The organism is Salibaculum sp., from assembly GCF_035270045.1.
GTDB lineage: Bacteria > Pseudomonadota > Alphaproteobacteria > Rhodobacterales > Rhodobacteraceae > Salibaculum.
Window position 1 is genome coordinate 1 of sequence record NZ_DATFIP010000005.1, and the last position, 18,156, is coordinate 18,156.

The 18,156-nt window shown below is 66.7% G+C and carries 21 protein-coding genes; 8 read left to right on the plus strand and 13 right to left on the minus strand.

Annotation, left to right across the window (positions count from 1 at the left end):
• Positions 1-326 precede the first annotated feature (326 nt).
• The 3 genes from VJ897_RS01230 (at position 327) to accC (ending at position 2,618) form a co-directional block, all read left to right on the plus strand.
• Positions 327-617 carry a hypothetical protein gene (locus VJ897_RS01230; RefSeq protein ID WP_324052485.1) on the plus strand — a complete coding sequence of 97 codons (291 nt, stop codon included), beginning with the start codon at positions 327-329 and terminating at the stop codon, positions 615-617.
• A gap of 128 nt (positions 618-745) precedes the next feature.
• Positions 746-1,258 carry an acetyl-CoA carboxylase biotin carboxyl carrier protein gene (accB, locus tag VJ897_RS01235; RefSeq protein WP_324052487.1) on the plus strand — a complete coding sequence of 171 codons (513 nt, stop codon included), beginning with the start codon at positions 746-748 and terminating at the stop codon, positions 1,256-1,258.
• Positions 1,259-1,268: 10 nt separating this feature from the next.
• Positions 1,269-2,618, plus strand: a complete 1,350-nt coding sequence (accC, locus tag VJ897_RS01240) for an acetyl-CoA carboxylase biotin carboxylase subunit (RefSeq protein ID WP_324052488.1) — start codon at positions 1,269-1,271, stop codon at positions 2,616-2,618.
• Here the strand turns inward: accC and VJ897_RS01245 are convergent.
• Positions 2,615-3,319 carry a methyltransferase domain-containing protein gene (locus VJ897_RS01245; protein WP_324052489.1) on the minus strand — a complete coding sequence of 235 codons (705 nt, stop codon included), beginning with the start codon at positions 3,317-3,319 and terminating at the stop codon, positions 2,615-2,617. The genes accC and VJ897_RS01245 overlap by 4 nt on opposite strands.
• Positions 3,320-3,403: 84 nt before the next feature.
• Between VJ897_RS01245 and aat the strand changes: the two genes are divergently transcribed.
• Positions 3,404-4,051, plus strand: coding sequence for a leucyl/phenylalanyl-tRNA--protein transferase (gene aat / locus VJ897_RS01250; protein WP_324052491.1), 648 nt, complete (start codon positions 3,404-3,406; stop codon positions 4,049-4,051).
• On the opposite strand, the gene VJ897_RS01255 is transcribed toward aat, so the two are convergent.
• The 5 genes from VJ897_RS01255 to VJ897_RS01275 form a co-directional block, all read right to left on the minus strand.
• The gene (locus VJ897_RS01255) at positions 4,015-4,512 is read right to left on the minus strand and encodes a DUF2155 domain-containing protein (protein WP_324052493.1); all 498 of its coding nucleotides are present in this window, start codon (positions 4,510-4,512) and stop codon (positions 4,015-4,017) included. The two genes, aat and VJ897_RS01255, sit on opposite strands and share 37 nt — an antisense overlap.
• On the minus strand, positions 4,509-4,958 hold the full coding sequence (gene mlaD / locus VJ897_RS01260; RefSeq protein WP_324052495.1) for an outer membrane lipid asymmetry maintenance protein MlaD: 450 nt from the start codon (positions 4,956-4,958) through the stop codon (positions 4,509-4,511). The genes VJ897_RS01255 and mlaD overlap by 4 nt, the downstream gene beginning before the upstream one ends.
• Before the next feature lie 5 nt (positions 4,959-4,963).
• On the minus strand, positions 4,964-5,347 hold the full coding sequence (locus VJ897_RS01265) for an NADH:ubiquinone oxidoreductase subunit NDUFA12 (RefSeq protein ID WP_324052497.1): 384 nt from the start codon (positions 5,345-5,347) through the stop codon (positions 4,964-4,966).
• A 251-nt stretch (positions 5,348-5,598) separates the two neighbouring features.
• Positions 5,599-6,861 (minus strand): ATP-dependent Clp protease ATP-binding subunit ClpX, encoded by a 1,263-nt coding sequence (gene clpX, locus VJ897_RS01270; protein WP_324052499.1) that lies wholly within the window; start codon positions 6,859-6,861, stop codon positions 5,599-5,601.
• A gap of 130 nt (positions 6,862-6,991) precedes the next feature.
• The gene (locus tag VJ897_RS01275) at positions 6,992-7,627 is read right to left on the minus strand and encodes an ATP-dependent Clp protease proteolytic subunit (protein ID WP_324052501.1); all 636 of its coding nucleotides are present in this window, start codon (positions 7,625-7,627) and stop codon (positions 6,992-6,994) included.
• A gap of 162 nt (positions 7,628-7,789) precedes the next feature.
• Between VJ897_RS01275 and VJ897_RS01280 the strand changes: the two genes are divergently transcribed.
• Positions 7,790-8,968 carry an FAD-binding domain-containing protein gene (locus VJ897_RS01280; RefSeq protein ID WP_324052502.1) on the plus strand — a complete coding sequence of 393 codons (1,179 nt, stop codon included), beginning with the start codon at positions 7,790-7,792 and terminating at the stop codon, positions 8,966-8,968.
• 116 nt (positions 8,969-9,084) lie between these two features.
• Here VJ897_RS01280 and VJ897_RS01285 read toward each other — a convergent pair whose 3' ends face one another.
• On the minus strand, positions 9,085-9,924 hold the full coding sequence (locus VJ897_RS01285) for a YihY/virulence factor BrkB family protein (protein ID WP_324052504.1): 840 nt from the start codon (positions 9,922-9,924) through the stop codon (positions 9,085-9,087).
• On the minus strand, positions 9,924-10,442 hold the full coding sequence (locus VJ897_RS01290; protein WP_324052506.1) for a hypothetical protein: 519 nt from the start codon (positions 10,440-10,442) through the stop codon (positions 9,924-9,926). Before VJ897_RS01290 ends, VJ897_RS01285 begins: the two co-directional genes overlap by 1 nt.
• Positions 10,443-10,527: 85 nt before the next feature.
• Between VJ897_RS01290 and moaA the strand changes: the two genes are divergently transcribed.
• Positions 10,528-11,532, plus strand: coding sequence for a GTP 3',8-cyclase MoaA (gene moaA, locus VJ897_RS01295; protein WP_324052517.1), 1,005 nt, complete (start codon positions 10,528-10,530; stop codon positions 11,530-11,532).
• A 6-nt stretch (positions 11,533-11,538) separates the two neighbouring features.
• Here moaA and VJ897_RS01300 read toward each other — a convergent pair whose 3' ends face one another.
• From VJ897_RS01300 to VJ897_RS01310, 3 genes are read right to left on the minus strand one after another with little or no spacing between them, the layout of a single operon-like run.
• Positions 11,539-12,300, minus strand: coding sequence for an META domain-containing protein (locus VJ897_RS01300; RefSeq protein ID WP_324052508.1), 762 nt, complete (start codon positions 12,298-12,300; stop codon positions 11,539-11,541).
• A 60-nt stretch (positions 12,301-12,360) separates the two neighbouring features.
• Positions 12,361-12,954 (minus strand): SAM-dependent methyltransferase, encoded by a 594-nt coding sequence (locus VJ897_RS01305; protein ID WP_324052510.1) that lies wholly within the window; start codon positions 12,952-12,954, stop codon positions 12,361-12,363.
• Positions 12,954-14,117 (minus strand): M20 aminoacylase family protein, encoded by a 1,164-nt coding sequence (locus VJ897_RS01310; RefSeq protein WP_324052511.1) that lies wholly within the window; start codon positions 14,115-14,117, stop codon positions 12,954-12,956. The genes VJ897_RS01305 and VJ897_RS01310 overlap by 1 nt, the downstream gene beginning before the upstream one ends.
• 650 nt (positions 14,118-14,767) lie before the next feature.
• On the opposite strand from VJ897_RS01310, the gene VJ897_RS01315 reads away from it, so the two are divergent.
• On the plus strand, positions 14,768-15,847 hold the full coding sequence (locus tag VJ897_RS01315) for a YeeE/YedE family protein (RefSeq protein WP_324052513.1): 1,080 nt from the start codon (positions 14,768-14,770) through the stop codon (positions 15,845-15,847).
• Here the strand turns inward: VJ897_RS01315 and VJ897_RS01320 are convergent.
• Positions 15,783-17,066: a DUF3422 family protein gene (locus tag VJ897_RS01320; RefSeq protein WP_324052519.1), complete on the minus strand. Its 1,284-nt coding sequence runs from the start codon at positions 17,064-17,066 to the stop codon at positions 15,783-15,785. The genes VJ897_RS01315 and VJ897_RS01320 overlap by 65 nt on opposite strands.
• A gap of 263 nt (positions 17,067-17,329) precedes the next feature.
• Between VJ897_RS01320 and VJ897_RS01325 the strand changes: the two genes are divergently transcribed.
• Positions 17,330-17,884 (plus strand): pseudouridine synthase, encoded by a 555-nt coding sequence (locus tag VJ897_RS01325; protein ID WP_324052515.1) that lies wholly within the window; start codon positions 17,330-17,332, stop codon positions 17,882-17,884.
• Between the two features lie 125 nt (positions 17,885-18,009).
• Here the strand turns inward: VJ897_RS01325 and VJ897_RS01330 are convergent.
• A partial coding sequence (locus VJ897_RS01330; RefSeq protein WP_324052521.1) for an NAD(P)(+) transhydrogenase (Re/Si-specific) subunit beta occupies positions 18,010-18,156 on the minus strand: 147 nt, incomplete at its 5' end.

Here is an 18,156-nt window from a genome sequence, read left to right on the forward strand (position 1 = left end):
GGCCTGCCAAAGACACGATCCGGAAAAATCATGCGGCGCATCCTGAGAAAAATCGCCGAAAACGACTACGAAAGCCTCGGAGATACCTCAACACTCGCAGACCCCTCCGTCGTCGATAACCTCATCAAAAACAGAATGAACTGCTGATCGGCACGATCCGCTCCGGACGGTCCGGTCGGCAGGACAGGGGGCGCCCCGGAGGGCGGCCCCTGGCTTTTTCATAAAATGCCATGTTGTATTCGGCCCACTGGATGCGGCTATTCAGGGATTCCGGCACGCGAATCTGGCATACTAGAACGGTGGGGGCGTCGTGACTGGAGTCCGAGATGGAGATCACCGCGCTTCCCGGTTTTGCACCTGCACCTCAGGTGGAGCCCGACACACGCCCGACTGCTGACGCTGCGGCACTGGCCCGCGACGCGACACCGGACACCCCCCTGCCCGTCCCGCCGACCCCGACCCAGCAGGCCCTGGTAGGCCAGGCCGCGCTGCGCACGGCAACAGCCGACACGGCCCCAGGACCAGGCACGCCCACGACCGGGGCCGAACGCAGGCTCAAGCCCTACGGGATCACCATGCTGCCAGAGCGTGCCGAGGGCATGGGCCCCGGGCGCTAGCGCCAGTGGCAGCGCCAAATTCCGCGGCCCCGCTTTCCACCGCCCGTGCCATGGTGTATGTGCGGGACGGTCGGGTGTGACGGGATGTCCCCCGAGACCAAGGTGACAGGCAACCGGCTGAGGAAACAATGACCAAGATCACGCAGCACGAGTCCGATGTTAGCTTCATTCAGGCACTGGCGGAACTCCTGCGCGAGAATGACCTTACAGAACTTCAGGTCAAGCGCGACTACGGCGAGAACGACAGCCTGAACGTGCGGGTCAGCCGCCAGGCCCCTGCCCAGCCTGCCCCCACCCAGCAGGTCGCGGTGAGCCCGGCTGCCCCGACCGGCCCGGCCCCCGCCGCCGCACCGGCCCCCGCCCCGGCCGCCGAGGCAGCCGGCGTCGACACCGATCCGGCCAACCACCCCGGCGCCGTGACCTCGCCCATGGTGGGCACCGCATATCTTCAACCCGAACCCGGGTCGCCGGCCTTCGTCGCGATCGGCAGCACCGTCAGCGAGGGCGACACCCTTCTGATCGTCGAAGCCATGAAGACCATGAACCACATTCCTGCCCCGGCATCGGGCACCGTCACGCGGATCCTTGTCACCGACGGGGACCCGGTCGAATTCGGCACCCCGCTCGTCGTGGTCGAGTGAGGGGCCGCGGATGTTCGACAAGATCCTGATCGCCAACCGTGGCGAGATCGCGCTGCGGGTCATCCGCGCCTGCCGCGAAATGGGCATCGCCAGCGTTGCGGTCCACTCTACCGCGGACGCGGACGCCATGCATGTGCGCATGGCCGACGAGAGCGTCTGCATCGGCCCCGCGCCCAGCCCGCAAAGCTACCTGAACTACCCCGCCATCATCTCGGCGGCCGAGGTCACCGGCGCCCAGGCGATCCACCCCGGCTATGGTTTCCTGTCGGAAAACGCGCAATTCGTGCAGATCGTCGAGGATCACGACCTGACCTTCATCGGCCCCACCGCGGAACATATCCGGGTGATGGGCGACAAGATCACCGCCAAGGACACGATGAAGGCGCTCGGGGTTCCCTGCGTGCCCGGCTCCGAGGGGGGCGTTGACAGCCTGGAGGACGCGCAGCGCCTCGGCGAGGAGATCGGTTATCCGGTCATCGTCAAGGCCACCGCGGGTGGCGGCGGACGCGGCATGAAGGTCGCGCAGAGCGCCGAGGACATGAAGAGCGCCTTCCAGACGGCCCGGGCCGAGGGCAAGTCGAACTTCGGCAATGCCGATGTCTACATCGAGAAATACCTGACCACGCCGCGCCACATCGAGGTCCAGGTCTTCGGCGACGGCAAGGGCAATGCGGTGCACCTGGGCGAACGCGACTGTTCCCTGCAACGCCGCCACCAGAAGGTCTTTGAAGAGGCCCCGGGCCCCTCGATCAGCGCCGAGGAGCGCGCCCGCATCGGCAAGATCTGTGCCGACGCCGTGGCACGGATCAACTATATCGGCGCGGGCACGATCGAGTTCCTTTACGAGAACGGCGAATTCTTCTTCATCGAGATGAACACCCGCCTACAGGTCGAACATCCCGTAACCGAGGCGATCTTCCGCCAGGACCTGGTGCGCGAACAGATCCGGGTGGCCGCGGGCCTGCCGCTGTCCTTCAGCCAGGACGAGCTGGAGATCGACGGTCACGCCATCGAGGTGCGCATCAACGCCGAAAGACTGCCGAATTTCGCGCCCTGCCCGGGCCGGATCACCCAGTTCCACCAGCCCGGCGGGCTTGGGGTCCGCATGGACAGCGCACTCTATGACGGCTATTCGATCCCGCCCTATTACGACAGCCTGATCGGCAAGCTGATCGTGCACGGGCGCGACCGGCCCGAGGCACTGGCCCGCCTGGCCCGCGCCCTGGGCGAGTTGATCGTGGATGGTGTCGATACCACGGTGCCACTTTTCCACGCCCTGTTGGCCGAAGAGGCCGTGCAGACCGGAGACTACAACATCCACTGGCTGGAACACTGGCTGGAAAACAACCTGTTGGCCTAGGTGCCACGCGGGCGCAGCACGCAGGTGCCGCGCCGCGCGCCTTTCTTGCGGAAATAGTCCGGTACCCCGCTGCGATCCTCGATCGCATCCCAGTCAGACCAGGCAAGGTCGAAGGCAAGGCAGTCGGCCATGACCTCCATGGCGCGGAAACTCAGGACGCCCTTGACCGCCTCGCTCTGTCCCTCGACCTGGGGCAAGGCGTTCAGCGGCTTGTCCGTGCGTTCGCGCGACAGCTGAATGACGGCGCCCGGGCGTTGCAGGAATTCGCCGTCCACGAGGATCAGCTTCGGCCCCAGCCGGCGCAGACCGGTGAACAGGCGCAGGTGATCCATCAAGTGATAAAGGACGCCGAAGACCGCGACCACATCATAGCGCTCGCCCGCCGCAACGGCCTTGTCGATCTCCTCGTGAATGTCGCCTATGCGCATCTCGATGCGCGCGCGCAGGTCGGGGTCAGGGTAGTTGGCCAGCCCCGACGCGGTCTCGGCCCGGCCCTCGATGCCGACCACATGCGCCGCGCCCGCCCCGGCAAAGGCATAGGCCCAGCGCCCGTCATGGGCGCCAAGGTCCAGCACACGGGCGCCCGCGATCTCCTCCGCGTGTGGCGCGACCAGGACCGCGCGCCGCTTGTTGAGCCGCAGGGCCGCCTTGGGGCTGTCCACATAGGCATCGAGGTCGGACACGAAGTCGAAGAATCCCATTGCGCCGGTCTCCTTGTGGTGCGGTCAGGTTTGCCGATATGATCGAACGGAACAAGATAGCGTGACAAAACAGTTGCCTGAGTGATGCGGCAAGGACTCTCTGCGGATACCCTCTTGGCCGCCTATGCCAGCGGCGTCTTTCCCATGGCCGAACACGAGGACGACCCCGACCTGTTCTGGGTCGATCCGCGCCAACGCGGGGTGTTGCCACTGGATGGCTTCCACATCTCGCGGTCGTTGGCACGGACGCTGCGGCGGGGCATCTTCTCGGTGACATTCGACACCGACTTCGCGGGCGTGGTGGCAGGCTGCGCCGACCGGGACGAAACCTGGATCAACGCAACACTGCGGGGGCTCTATGCCGAACTGGCCGCGCGCGGCCATGCCCACTCCTGCGAGGTCCACGATGAAACGGGCGCGCTGGTTGGCGGGGTCTTCGGGGTGGCCATCGGCGGCGCCTTTTTCGGCGAGAGCATGTTCTCGCGCCGCACGGATGCCTCGAAGGTCGCGCTGGCCTATCTCGTTGACCGGCTGCGGGCGGGTGGCTTCACCCTGTTCGACACGCAGTTCATCACGCCGCACCTGCGCCGCCTCGGCGGTCTGGAAATCCCGCGCGCGGCGTATCGCCAGAAGCTGGCCACGGCATTGGAAACCCGCGCCCGCTTCGATCACGGGACACCGGCGCCCCGCCGGGGTCAGGAAGTGGTGCAACGCAACGCCCAGACGTCGTAGCGCTGGTGATCCAGAGCGTTCAGCGCCGGGGCGCTGGCGATCATCCATCCGCGAAAGATCGGCTCGGGCGCATTGTTGTAGTGGATCGTGAGCAGAACATAAGCATCCCCCGAGGGGTTGCCGCTGGGAAAGCGGCACTCACCGAGCCGCACCGACAGGTTCCCGACCTGCGTCGAGGCGCCATTGTCCAGCGTCAGGTCGCGGACCTCTCCGGTAATCTTGTCGAGCACGCGGATCGTGCCGCCGGGGGCCGTCACGGCCGCGGGCGCAAGGTCGGATTCGGTCGTCGTCCCCCGGGCGGTGCCAGCGGGTCCTGGGCCAAGGTCGTCCGGGACGGGCAGCATCGGCTCGATTTCGAAGAGATCGGGATCGCCCAGGTCCAGCCCTGGCAGTTCGCGCCCGTCCTGCGCGACCGCGGCCCCGGCCACCAGGGCGGCGGCGAGGGCAAGGGCGCGTATCATTCCGAGTCCCCGCCCGAAACGAATTTGTTCAGAAGCTGGATAACACTCACGGCGCCCTGGGTGCTCTGGAAGAGCTGGCCGTCTTCGAGGTAGGTGAAGGAGCCGCCCGGCAGAATCTCGACAAAGGTGCCGCCCAGCAGACCTTCGGAGGCGACGACGGCGGAACTGTCGTCGGGAATTTCAATGCCCTTGTCGATGCTCAACTCGGCCTCGGCGCGGTAGGTCTCGGGGTTCAGCGACAGTGCCGTGACCGCCCCGACCGACACCCCGGCAAGGCGTATATCCGTGCCCACCGAGACGCCCTCGGCAGAGCGGAAATTCGCGGCCAGGTCATAGCTGGCCGGGCGCCCCCCGGTGCCGGTGGCCTGGGTGAAATACCAAAGGAACCCCCCGGCCACGGCCAGCACGAGCGCACCGACAATCACCTCTGTGACGGATTCACGCATTCCGGTTACTCCGGCGTCCAGGCCTCGTAGTCCGACCGCGGCATGGGTTCGGACCGGCGGATCGAGCCCTTGGGCGCATAGGCCTGCGGCGTGCCCGTCAGGTTGGGCATGTGCGGCTGTTCCCAGTCCTTGTGGGCCAGCGGCTTGTCGCCGGGTGTCTCGTCCCAGGTGCGGTGCAGCCAGCCGTGCCAGTCGGGGGCGACGCGGCTACCCTCGACCTCGCCGTCATAGATGACCCAGCGCTTGGAATCATCGGCATTGCGGTAATAGATGTTGCCCTGCTCGTCCTCGCCGACCCGCTCACCGCGGCGCCAGGTGAAAAGCTGCGTGCCCAGCGTCTGACCATCCCACCAGACGAAGATGCGCTTGATGATGTTGAGGACGCCCATTGTGCTCTCCTGACTGTTGGGCCGGGTATGCCGAATTGGCGCAGCACAGTCCAGTGCCCGCGTGCCCCGCCGGCGGGATTTCACCCGGCCGGGCGGACCGTGACCTCGGCCCTCGATTTCATTTCCCGGGTCTGACGGCCGACAGGTATCGGGGTCTCGCCGGCTGTGACCGGGCAAATGCCGCCGCACTGATGGCCCGGAATGTTGACCATCGGGCCACGACCGGCCCGATGTGCCGCACCGGCCCCGGATCAGCCTGCGCTGACGTTTTCCTTTCGCGCGTCGTCGTGGATCATCAGCGGTGCCGCGTCGGGGCCGACCGACTCCTCGTTGACCACGACCTCGGTCACGGTATCCATGCCGGGCAGGTCGAACATGGTGTCCAGCAGGATGTCCTCCATGATCGACCGCAGGCCCCGTGCACCGGTCTTGCGGGCGATGGCGCGCTTGGCAATGGCCCGCAGGGCGTCGTCGGTGAAGGTCAGCTGAGCGTCCTCCAGTTCGAACAGGCGCTGGTACTGCTTGACCAGGGCGTTCTTGGGCTCTGTCAGGATGGTGATCAGCGCGTCCTCGTCCAGGTCTTCCAGGGTGGCGATCACCGGCAACCGGCCCACGAATTCCGGGATAAGACCGAACTTGAGCAGGTCCTCGGGTTCGAGATCGTGCAGCACTTCGCCGATGCCCTTGTCGGCCTCGTCGCGCACATCGGCGCCAAAGCCCATGGCACTTCCCCTGCCGCGCTGGCTGATGATCTTGTCGAGCCCCGCGAAAGCGCCGCCGCAGATGAACAGGATATTCGTGGTGTCCACCTGCAGGAATTCCTGCTGCGGATGCTTGCGCCCGCCCTGTGGCGGCACCGAGGCCACGGTGCCCTCCATGATCTTGAGCAGGGCCTGCTGCACCCCTTCGCCCGAGACGTCTCGGGTGATGCTGGGATTGTCCGACTTGCGGGTGATCTTGTCTACCTCGTCTATGTAGACGATGCCGCGCTGCGCGCGCTCGACGTTGTATTCGCTTGACTGCAGCAGTTTCAGGATGATGTTCTCGACGTCCTCGCCCACGTAGCCCGCCTCGGTCAGGGTGGTGGCATCGGCCATGGTGAAGGGCACATCAAGAATGCGTGCCAGCGTTTGTGCCAGCAACGTCTTGCCGCAGCCGGTGGGGCCGATCAGCAGGATGTTGGACTTGTTGAGCTCGATGTCCGTCTTGTCGGCGTGGTTGAGGCGCTTGTAGTGGTTGTGCACCGCCACCGACAGCACGCGCTTGGCGATCGCCTGCCCGATGACGTAATCATCCAGGACACCGCTGATCTCATGCGGGGTGGGCACCCCTTCCGAGGATTTCAGCGCCGAGGATTTCGTCTCCTCGCGGATGATATCCATGCACAGCTCGACACACTCGTCGCAGATGAACACGGTCGGCCCCGCGATCAGTTTGCGCACCTCGTGCTGGCTCTTGCCGCAGAAGCTGCAGTAGAGGGTGTTCTTGCTGTCTCCGCCGGACGTGTCCGCCATGTCGTCTTTCCCTGGCCCAAGGCCGTTTTGAGTGGTTCCGGGCTGTCCCGTCCTTGTGAGGGTAGGACAGCGTGGAAGTGTTCACAATGCCGAATTGAGGGCCGGGCCAAGGCAGGTCCGGCCGTTCACGTCAGCCGTCGCCATCGCCATCGCCCGGCTTGATCCGGTTTTCGACGATGTCATCGATCAGGCCCCAGTCCTTGCTCTCTTGGGCGTTCATGAAGTTGTCGCGATCCAGCGCGGCCTCGACCTTCTTGAGGGTCTGGCCGGTGTGCTTGACGTAAATCTCGTTGAGCCGTTTCTTGAGCTTCATCGTCTCTTCGGCGTGGATCATGATGTCCGACGCCTGGCCCTGGTATCCGCCCGAGGGCTGATGCACCATGATACGGCTGTTGGGCAGCGAGAAGCGCATCCCGGCTTCGCCCGCGGTGAGCAGCAGCGACCCCATCGAGGCCGCCTGCCCCACAACCAGCGTCGAGACGGCGGGCCGGATATACTGCATCGTGTCGTAGATCGACAGCCCGGAGGTCACCACGCCGCCGGGGCTGTTGATATACATGCTGATCTCTTTTTTCGGGTTCTCCGCCTCAAGGTGCAGGAGCTGGGCGACCACAAGCTGGCTCATGCCGTCATGGACGGGGCCGTTGACGAAGATGATCCGCTCTTTCAGCAGTCGCGAGAAGATGTCGTAGGCTCGTTCGCCACGGCTGGTCTGTTCCACGACCATGGGAACGAGGTTCATGTAGGTCTCGACGGGGTCTTGCATGGGTGTCTGCCTCGGAGCTTTGGACGCGGGCGTCGTTTGAACTGATTTACTTGCAAGAGTCTTAGTAGCGCGGCAGGGGGGCTTCAAGGGCCAGCGGTCGCACGCCGCCGGCGCCCGGCCCCGCGACTTGAAGCGGGGCGCCCGGCGCCTACCATCCGGTGAATGGAATTCACGCCAACAAGACGGGCTGGCCTCGACCGGCTGCATGACTTCGTGCCCGGAGCCGGGCGCGCATATGCCACAGGCCGCAACTTCGACGAGATGGACAACGTCTCGGGCCTGTCACCCTACCTGCGCCACCGCCTGGTGAGCGAGCCCGAAGTGCTCGACGCCGTGCTGGCCCGCCACACGCCCGCGGCAGCCGAGAAATTCATACAGGAGGTCTATTGGCGGACCTATTGGAAGGGATGGCTGGAAATGCGCCCCTCGGTCTGGGCGCAATACCGCGCCGGGCTGCAGGCCGCGCTGAACCGCGTGCAGACCGAAACCGGGCTGCGCCGGGACTGGGAAGCCGCCTGCGCGGGGGAGACTGGCATCGACGCCTTCGACCACTGGTCACGGCAGCTGGCTGAAACCGGCTACCTGCACAACCATGCCCGCATGTGGGTGGCCTCGATCTGGGTCTTCACCCTGCGTCTGCCTTGGGAGCTGGGGGCGGATTTTTTCCTGCGGCACCTGCTGGACGGCGATCCGGCCTCGAACACGTTGGGCTGGCGCTGGGTGGCCGGATTGCAGACACCCGGCAAGACCTACCTTGCCCGGCCCGACAATATCGCGAGATACACGCGCGGGCGGTTCCGCCCCGAAGGACTGGCGCAAGAGGCACCGGCCCTTGACGGGCCGCCCCATCCACAGCGCATGGACGCCCCCGCGGGCGATGCGCCACCACGGGGCCGCGTTGGCGTGCTGCTGACCGAGGATGACTTGACACCTGACTGGTTGCTGGACCGGGTCGACCCGGCCGAAGTGGCAGTTTTCGATGCCACAGCCCTGCGCAGCCCGCTGCATGTCAGCCCGCGGGTGCTGAGCTTCGCCGCCGGGGCCGTTCAGGACCTGGAAGCGCGCATCGGCCCCGTCACGCGACTGGCGACGTCCGAGGCCGTGACCGACTGGGCCGCGGGCGTCGAAGCCATCGTTACGCCCCACCCGCCCAAGGGGCCGGCTGCCGAGGCGCTGGCCCCGGTCCTGTCCGAGGGGCGCACGCACAAGTTGTTACGCGCCCATGACCGTCGCGCATGGCCCCATGCAACCGCCGGGTTCTTCAAGTTCAAGAAGAGGATACCGGACCTTCTGAGGGCGCGTGACGGCCAGGCCGAGCTGTTCGACCCCCAGACGGCATAGCGGGCGCAAAGCCCCTGTTTGCCACTGCGCGCTCGTCCCGGTGCCTGCGCCAGGTCTTGCCCCGGGCCACGGACCACCGCACCCGGGCGGATCGCACGGGGCTTGGCGCGCCCGGGTCAGCCTGACGCGGTCTCCGCGCCCCTGAACAGCCGCAACGCCATGTTCAGCGCCGCGCCCAGCAACACCAGGTAGGACGACAGGTAGAACCACATCAACAACGCGATCACCGCCCCGATCGAGCCGTAGACCTCGTTGTAGTTCGAGAAATTGGAGACGTAGCTGGAAAACAGCGCCGACATGGCGAACCAGCAAACCACCACGACCCCGGCCCCCGGCGTGAACCAGGCCAGCCGCTCGCCGCGCGTGTTGGGCCCGTAGCGGTAAAGCAGGCCCAGCCCGAGAACCATTACGGTGATGGCCACGGTCCAACGGAGGATCTCGAGGACCCAGGCCCAGGCGCCGATGAAGGGCAGGATTTGCAGCAGGATCGGCGTGACCACCACCAGCAGCAGTGCCAGGATCGCGATCCCGACCAGCGCAGCGGTCAGCATCAACGCGACCAGAACATGGGCCAGCCCGCCCCGGTTGGGCCGCCCGAAGATGGCATTGAGCCCGCGCATCAGCGCCGCCACCCCGGCCCGCGCCGACCACAGTGCCACGCCGATGGACAAGCCGGTGGTCCAGCCCAGCGTCTGCCCGCCCGCCGCCAGCAGCCGGTCGATCTGCGCCTCGAACAGCGTGAAGGCCCCCGGCGGGATGAAGTCGCGCATCAGGTCCAGCTGGCCCTCGACAACCTCGGGGTCGGCCAGCAGCCCAAAGAGCGAGATCGTGGCGGCGATGCCTGGAAAGATCGCGAAAAGCGCGTAGAAGGCCACCCCGGCCGAGATCAGGCTGGCATTCTTCTCGTCGGCATAGGCGAGTCCCTGCCGGAGTTCTGAAAGACCAGGGCGCGCCATCAGTTTTTATAGAGGACCAGCTCGGGCAAGCCGGTCAGCGGTGCCTCGAGCAGGCGCATGGCGGCCAGGCTGACCTGGCTGCCCGCCCCGGGATCGCCCCCGGCGGGCCGCAGTTCCACCGCGATGCTGGTGCCCGCCGCCGGATTGTCCGCACGGCCCTGTGTCACGCGGTCCACAAGAGGGGTCTTGACCCAGATGCCAGGCTCCGCTGCCGGGCCAAGCGATCCGACGGTGCGACCCAGCCGCCGTGCCCCGGCCTCGGCAGCACCGGCCACGGCGGCGCTGCGGGTGGCATCATCGGTGGTATCGAAGTCCTCGACCGTGCGCGCGCCCGTGGGCGGGGCGGCCGCTGCGCCGGTCGCCAGCCCCCCGGGACGGGCCGGCGGGCGAGGAATGCCAGCGGGTGCCGGGGACAGGGCAAGCTGACGGTCCGCCCCGGCCTGTGCACCGGTCAGTCGCTCGACCTCCGCGCACCCCGAAAGAAGGGCCGCGTTCATCACCAGAAGGATCACTCTCATGGCCCGAGGCTACGGCCTGCTGTCGCTATCCGTCCAGTGGGAAATGACCTTGCGCGCCCGCCCGCCGAAGCATAGGTTTCATCCCATGAATGCACCGCTGATCGACCCCTTCGAACGCGCCATCCGATACCTGCGGGTTTCGGTGACGGACCGTTGCGATTTCCGCTGCGTCTACTGCATGTCGGAAAACATGACCTTCCTGCCAAAGAAGGACCTTCTGACGCTGGAGGAACTGGATCGGCTGTGTTCCACCTTCGTCGGTCTGGGCGTGGAAAAGCTGCGCATCACAGGGGGCGAGCCGCTGGTGCGCCGCGATATCATGACCTTCTTCAACGCCATGGGCCGGCATCTGGACAGCGGCGCGCTCAGGGAGTTGACGCTGACCACCAATGGCAGCCAGCTGTCGCGCTTCGCGAAGGACCTATACGCCGCGGGCGTGCGCCGGGTGAATGTCTCGCTCGACACGTTGGACGAAGCGAAATTCGCCGAGGTGACGCGCTGGGGCCGCCTGCCACAGGTCCTGAAGGGCCTCGATGCCGCGCAAGAGGCCGGCCTGCGCGTCAAGCTGAACGCCGTTGCGCTCAAGGGCTTCAACGAGGACGAGCTGTTCGACCTGCAAGCTTTCTGCGCCGACCGCGACATGGACCTGACCTTCATCGAGGTCATGCCAATGGGCGACATCGGCAACGAGGACCGGCTGGGTCAGTACTGGTCGCTGAAGGACTTGCGCGCCCGGCTGGAAGAGCAGTTCACCGTCAACGACCTGGCCGAACGCTCCGGCGGCCCCGCGCGCTATATCCGGCTGGAGGAAACCGGACAGAAGATCGGCTTCATCACGCCACTGTCCCACAATTTCTGCGAAAGCTGCAACCGCGTGCGCATCACCTGCACCGGGGAAATCTACACCTGCCTGGGCCAGGAAGGCCACTCCGACTTGCGCGCACCCCTGCGGGCCAGCCCGGACGACGCGGTGCTCGAAGACGCCATCCGCAAGGCCATCGCCCTGAAACCCAAGGGTCACGATTTCGACTATTCCCGCCAGAGCGTCGACGGCCAGGTCAGCCGCCACATGAGCCATACGGGCGGTTGATCCGCCTCAGTCAGCAGACCGGGCAACAATCCGGGCCTTGCCGCCGTCCAGCAGCAGCAGCGCCCCGGTTGCGTCAATGTCGAACCGGGTCACCGCCTTCAGCGCCTCCAGGACCCGTCCTTCCCGCTTCATCGCCGCCGCGGGACAGGCCATCCTCGTGGTGGCGATCCGACCAAAGGAAAGCCCTTCGCCCGTCAGGTCATAGCGCCCCCGGAACCTGTTGCAGGACCCATTGCCGGACGTGGTGCCATCGGGGTCAAAGGTCAGACTGATCTGTGCCGTCTCGATCATGTCCTGCCCGTTGATCTGGTGGACTTGCCAGTCAGGGCCCGCAAGAAGATCGCGCGGATCGCCACCACAGCCCGTCAGGACGGTCTCGCCGAGGATCAGCCGAACCGTCTCGGGGTGTGGCATGCCGGTCATGCTGTCGTGGCACAGCACGGACCGCCTGATCAGTCTGACCCCGGAGGGGACTTGCCGGCCGCCCGCGGTCACGGTGATCGCACCCACCTCGGACCGCTCGACGCCACTTACGGTGAGCGCCACCTTCTCGGAATTCAAACGCGACAAGAGGAGGTCTCGCCGGACCACCTTGACGGACCAGAAGGGTTCATTGCCCCCGGCGTGATAAGGCGCGTCGCCCGTCGGAACGGCCGGGCGATCCGTGACGGCCACAGGGCCGCTCGAACGTCCCTCCTCCTGCGCGGCCACGCAGGCCGTCAGCGGACCCGAGCACAGGAGTGCGATCATCAACATCCGCCGGATCATGCCACATCCTCCCTTGTCGTGTCCGTGACGGCACCTCTCGCCGGGGCGGCGAAGGCACCTCTACACAGGCTTGCGCGCCACGAAATCGATCAGGGCCGACCGCCCCACATGCCGTCCCTCGTCCAGGTCGCGGTCATACCCTGCCAGCCGTTCCACCCGCCAGCCGGGAAAGGCATCGCGCAGCAGCGATTCGGTATACATGTTCTCACGGTTGGGCGGCCCGCCGGTCCCATAGTCCACCTGCTCAGGCCGATAACCATGAAGCACCAACCGACCGCCGGGCCGAACCGCCCGGGCCATGTCGGCGAACTGGCCGGGACGTTGCTCCGGCCCCATGAACTGCACGAAGATGGCAACCACCAAGTCGACCTGCCGGTCCCAGTCATGGCCAGCCCAGTCGCTGACCCGCGTATCGATCCGGACACCGGCCTCGGCCGCCAGCGCCTCGGCCCGGGCCACTGCCGTCGGCGACAGGTCGAAGGCCGCGACATCCAGCCCCTGCCGGGCCAGCAAGACCGAGTTGCGCCCCTCGCCATCGGCCACGCAAAGGGCACTCTGCATCCCCTGCGACAGCCAGGGATTCTCGATCAGGAAGGCCGTGGGCGCCCGCCCGAACAGGTAATCCTCCTCGGCGCTGTAACGATCCTCCCACATCAGGACACCGGCATCCGCTGTTCCGCGATCTCCGCCAACCAGCTGCAACCGGCGGGAATGGTCTCGTCGTTGAAATCGTATTCCGGGTGATGCACCATCGCCGTGTCTCCGTTGCCGACCAGGATATAGGCGCCCGGACGCTCCTCCAGCATGTAGGCGAAATCCTCGCCCCCCATGACCAGTGGCGCCGCATCGCACTGTCCCGAGACCGTGCGCGCCACCCCCGCGGCGAACGCTGTCTGCTCCTCTGAATTGACCATCACCGGATACCCCTTGTGATATTTCACTTCCGCCCGCGCACCGAAGACCCGCGCGGTGCCCTCGGCGATGGCGACCAGCCGCTCTTCGGTCAGGCTGCGCACCGCGCGGTCCAGTGTGCGCACCGTGCCGCGCAGGTTCACCTCCTGCGGGATGACGTTGTAGGCCGTGCTCGAAGTCTCCATCGCGGTGACCGATACCACCGCCTGCTCCACCGGATCGACCGAGCGCGACACGATCGTCTGCAACGCCAGCACCGTTTGCGCGGCCACCACCGAAGGATCGACTGTGTCATGGGGCTTGGCTGCATGACCGCCCCTGCCGGTGATGGTGATGTCGAATTCGTCGGTCGCTGCGAAAAATCCCCCCGCCCGGATCGCGAAGCGGCCCACGGGCAGGCCCGGCCAGTTGTGCATCCCGTAGACTTCCTGGATGCCCCAGCGGGTCATCAGCCCGTCGTCACACATGACCTTGCCACCGCCGCCGCCCTCTTCGGCGGGCTGGAAGATCACGACGGCGGTGCCGTCGAAATTGCGCGTCTCGGCCAGGTAGCGCGCCGCGCCCAGAAGCATCGCGGTATGCCCGTCATGGCCGCAGGCATGCATCTTGCCAAAGCTCTTCGAGGCATGCGCCGCCCCGGTCTTCTCCTCTATGGGCAAGGCATCCATGTCCGCGCGCAATCCCACGACCTTGCCGGATCCCGTATCGCGGCCGCGGAGCACGCCGACCACGCCGGTGCGGCCCACCCCTTCGACCACCTCGTCACAGCCGAAGTCGCGCAGCTTCCCGGCGACGATCCCGGCGGTGCGATGGGTGTCGAACATCAACTCGGGGTTTTCGTGCAGGTCCCGCCGCCAGGCGGTGATCTCGGGCAGCAACTCGGAAAATCGGTTCTTCACGGGCATGGGTGTCTCCTTTGGTCCCGGCGAACCTGATACGACCCCGCCCCGATGACAAGCCCATGCTTCTTCGGGTCGCAAATACCGCGGGGTGAATGCCTAAGGCAGAGGGGCACAGCCCCTGCCCCCGAGGAGGAGCACCGCGACGACGAGACCCACAAGCGTGGCGAAGCCACCCCGTCAGGTCACAATGCCGGGCCGGGATACATCCCGCTGCCATCGTGGCCCGCACCGACAGCTGTAGGATCGCCACGTCGTGCGCCCGCAGGAACAGCGCCGTGCTGACCCCGACACGCCGCCGCCAATCACCACGGCATCGGCCTGGTCCGGCAGCGGGCCGGGATGCGCCACGGGACAGGCCAGGGAAATGGGAAAGGGGGTCATGGGCACCTCTTGTCGCGGCGTCGCCCGCATCTTTGCCGAGCCTGTAGCGCGGGACAATCCCCCCATGATTGCAGGATACGGGATGAAGAAAAGGACAGCCGTCCCCGACACGCGATGCCGACAGGGCGGATGTTCTTCGTATATCACCGCGGCGGGACCTGCGGCCGGCGCGGCCGAACCCGCCGGAACCGGCGTTCCGCCGACGCGCTTTGATCCCGGTCACCGCCGGGCCTATGTGCACGAGAACCTTCCAGCCCAACCCGGAGTCCCACATGTTCGCCGAACTCGGTTTCACGACCCTTACCGCCCCGCAGGCCGCCATCTGGTTCGGCCTCGGGCTTGGCCTGCTCTTCGGGCTTCTGGCCCAACGCACGCGCTTCTGCCTGCGCCGCGCCATCGCCGGCGACCCCGGCGACCGCCGCCCCGCCGCCGCTGTCTGGCTCATGGCCCTCGCGGTCGCGGTTCTGGGCACGCAACTGGCGGTGGCACAGGGGCTTGTCGGCTTTTCGGGCCACCGCTTCCATGCCGCAGACCTGCCCTGGCTGGCCATCACGGCGGGGGGGATGCTGTTCGGGATCGGGATGGTCCTGGCCCGCGGCTGCGCGTCGCGGCTGACCGTTCTGACGGGCCAGGGCAACCTGCGCGCGCTGATGGTCCTGCTGGTCTTCGCAGTGGTGGCCCACGCCACGCTCAAGGGCGTGCTGGCGCCGCTGCGCAGCACGCTGGCCAGCGTGACCGTCCCGCTGGGCGAGGTGACGTCGCTTGCTGCCCTGCCCGGTGCCGGGCTGCTCTGGGCCGGGGGGATCGCGCTTGCCGCTCTTGCCTTCGCCCTGCGTTCGGGCGCGTCGCGCTGGTCGCTCTCGGGGGCGGCGCTGCTGGGCGCGCTGGTGCCGCTGGGCTGGGTCGGAACGGGGCTGATACTCTACGATGATTTCGACCCGATCGCGATGGAAAGCCTCGCCTTCACCTCGACCTGGTCGGACAGCCTGTTCTTTGCCATCGCCTCCAGTTCGATCCCGGCCGGTTTCGGCGTCGGCCTGGTGGGCGGCACGATGACAGGCGCGTTGATCGCCGCGCTGGCCTTTCGCGAGTTTCGCTGGGAAAGCTTCACCGCGCCCGCGCAGACCGGCCGCTACGTCATCGGCGGCGCCTTGATGGGGCTGGGCGGCGTGCTGGCGGGCGGCTGCACGGTCGGCGCGGGCCTTTCCGGCATCCCGACGCTGGGCATCTCGGCCATCCTGGCCTTGGCCGCCATCGGGACGGGGGGCCTGATCGGCCTGCGTTTCGTCACTCCATCTTCTTCCGGATCCGGCTCACGAGGAACCACACGGCAAGCAGTACCGGCGGCGTGACGACCGCGGCCTGAAGCGGCTTGTCGAGCCCGAGTTGAAGCCCCAGCGGCCCGGTCAGGTTCAGCACAAGGTTGACGGCATAATAGCTGATCGCCACCACCGACAGCCCCTCGACCGTCTTCTGCAGGCGCAGTTGAAGGTCGGCGCGCCGATCCATGCTCTCCAGCAGCACCTTGTTCTCGCGCGACAGCTGCACGTCGACCCGGGTGCGCAGCAGGTCCGAGGACCGCAGCGCCCGCGCCGACATGGCCTCCAGCCGGCCCCTTGTCGAGGCCACGGTGCGCATTGCCGGATCGAACCGGCGCATCATGAATTCCGCGAAGGTCTGGCGCCCGTTGAAGCGGGTCTCGCGCAAGACCTGCAGCCGCTGGTTGACAATGGTCTCGTAGGCGCCGGTCGCCCCGAACCGGAACGACGCGGCGGTCGACAGATCCTCCAGCTCGCCCGAAACCTGCAACAACTGGCGCAGGGTGCTTTCGGTGTCGCCCGGCCCCTCCCCGCTGAGCTCGCCCGTGAGGGCACTCAGCCGCTCGTCCAGCCTCGTCAGCTTGCCCGACAGTTCCTTTGACCGGAAAAAACCGATCATCGCCATGGCCTTGTAGGTCTCGATCTCGCACAAGCGCTGGATCACGCGACCGACACGCCGCGCGCCGGTGCGCGGCCGCGAAAAGACGGCAAAGCGCATGTGCCCGGCGGGGTCGATCCGGAAATCCGCGCCGATCACCGCGGCGTCGTCAAGAACCCGGCTGACCGCGAGGCTTTCGGGCACGAACCAATCGGCGAGTTTCTCGCGGATGCCGTCGTCGCCCTCCTGAACCTCGACCCGGATCAGCGCCGAGGTCACCCGCACCCCGGGCGCCGCTTCCAGCCAATCCTCGGGGAAGACGGCGAAGGTGCGGGCCTCGAAGGGGGTCTCGGACAAACCGTCGCCGAAGATCGTGTAGGTGACGAACTCCGTGTGGCTTTCCCACTTGAGATGATACTTGCCGATCTTGCCGAAGTAATGCGTCGCCCCCTCCTCGGGATGCGGGGCGGCGTAGCGATCCAGTAGCGCCTTGAGATGGTCGAGGTCTGCGTCCCGGTCTCGCCGCGCCGCGTTGCGCGCGGGCTTGAGCGCAAGGAAAGCCGCGCGGCAAGGCGCTTCGGCCTGCGGAAAGGGACGCGCGTGCAACTCGTTCGCCACCGCGAAGCGCAAGGGGTGTTCCTGGATGCCGGTCATCTTCGTCCTGTCCATGGTCTCGGTCGCCTGGCCGCAGCATAGGCCAGCACCGCGCGGCGGGAAAGACCGGAATTCCTTCAAGAACAATATGTTAGATGGATACAACCGTATACCGCGGCCCGGCGCAGGCGAAGGCCTTGATATGGCCCGCGGTTTTCCGCCCGCCAATCGGTGGCAAGAAAGCCTTGGGAAGGAATGGAACGACCGTCACGGCGCGTCGGAAGGGGCAGACAGCCCCCTTTCAACCCGCTATCACGCCGTCCATGCTGATCCTTTTCAACAAGCCGATGGGCGTGCTCAGCCAGTTCACCGATACGAAGTCGCCCACGTCCCGCCCCACCCTGTCCGGGTTCGGCCTGCCGCCCGGCATCTATCCGGCGGGGCGTCTGGACCGCGACAGCGAGGGGCTGTTGCTGCTGACCGATGATGGCCGCCGGCAGGCCCGGATCGCCGATCCGAAGTCGAAGATGCCCAAGACCTACATGGTGCAGGTCGAGGGCGCCCCGACCGAGGCGGATCTCGACCCGTTGCGCCGGGGTGTCATGCTCAAGGACGGCCGCACGCGGCCGGCGAGGGCCCGGCTGATCGACCCGCCCTCGATCTGGGACCGGGATCCGCCGGTGCGCTGCCGCAAGACCGTGCCGGACCGCTGGATCGAGATCACCATCACCGAGGGGCGCAATCGGCAGGTCCGTCGCATGACAGCGCATATCGGATTTCCCACCCTGCGGCTGGTGCGCTGGCGCGTGGGGCCGTACGGATTGGAGGGATTGGCACCCGGCACATGGCTTCGGGCAAGGGACACGGACCGAAACTAGGCCCGGCTGCGTTCGGCACCGGATATCTTTGGTTCTCGATCGCCGGTCACTGTCCATGCGAAAAAGCGGCCATGCAAAAAGGGCCGCCCCCTGGGACGGCCCTTTCCCCGTTCGGCCCCCGCCGGCTAGTCGATCAGCCCGAGCAGTTTGTCCACCGAGCCTTTTGCATCGCCGTAGAACATTCGTGTGTTGTCCTTGAAGAACAGCGGGTTCTCGATGCCGGAGTACCCGGTGCCCTGGCCCCGCTTGGAGACGAAGACCTGTTTCGCCTT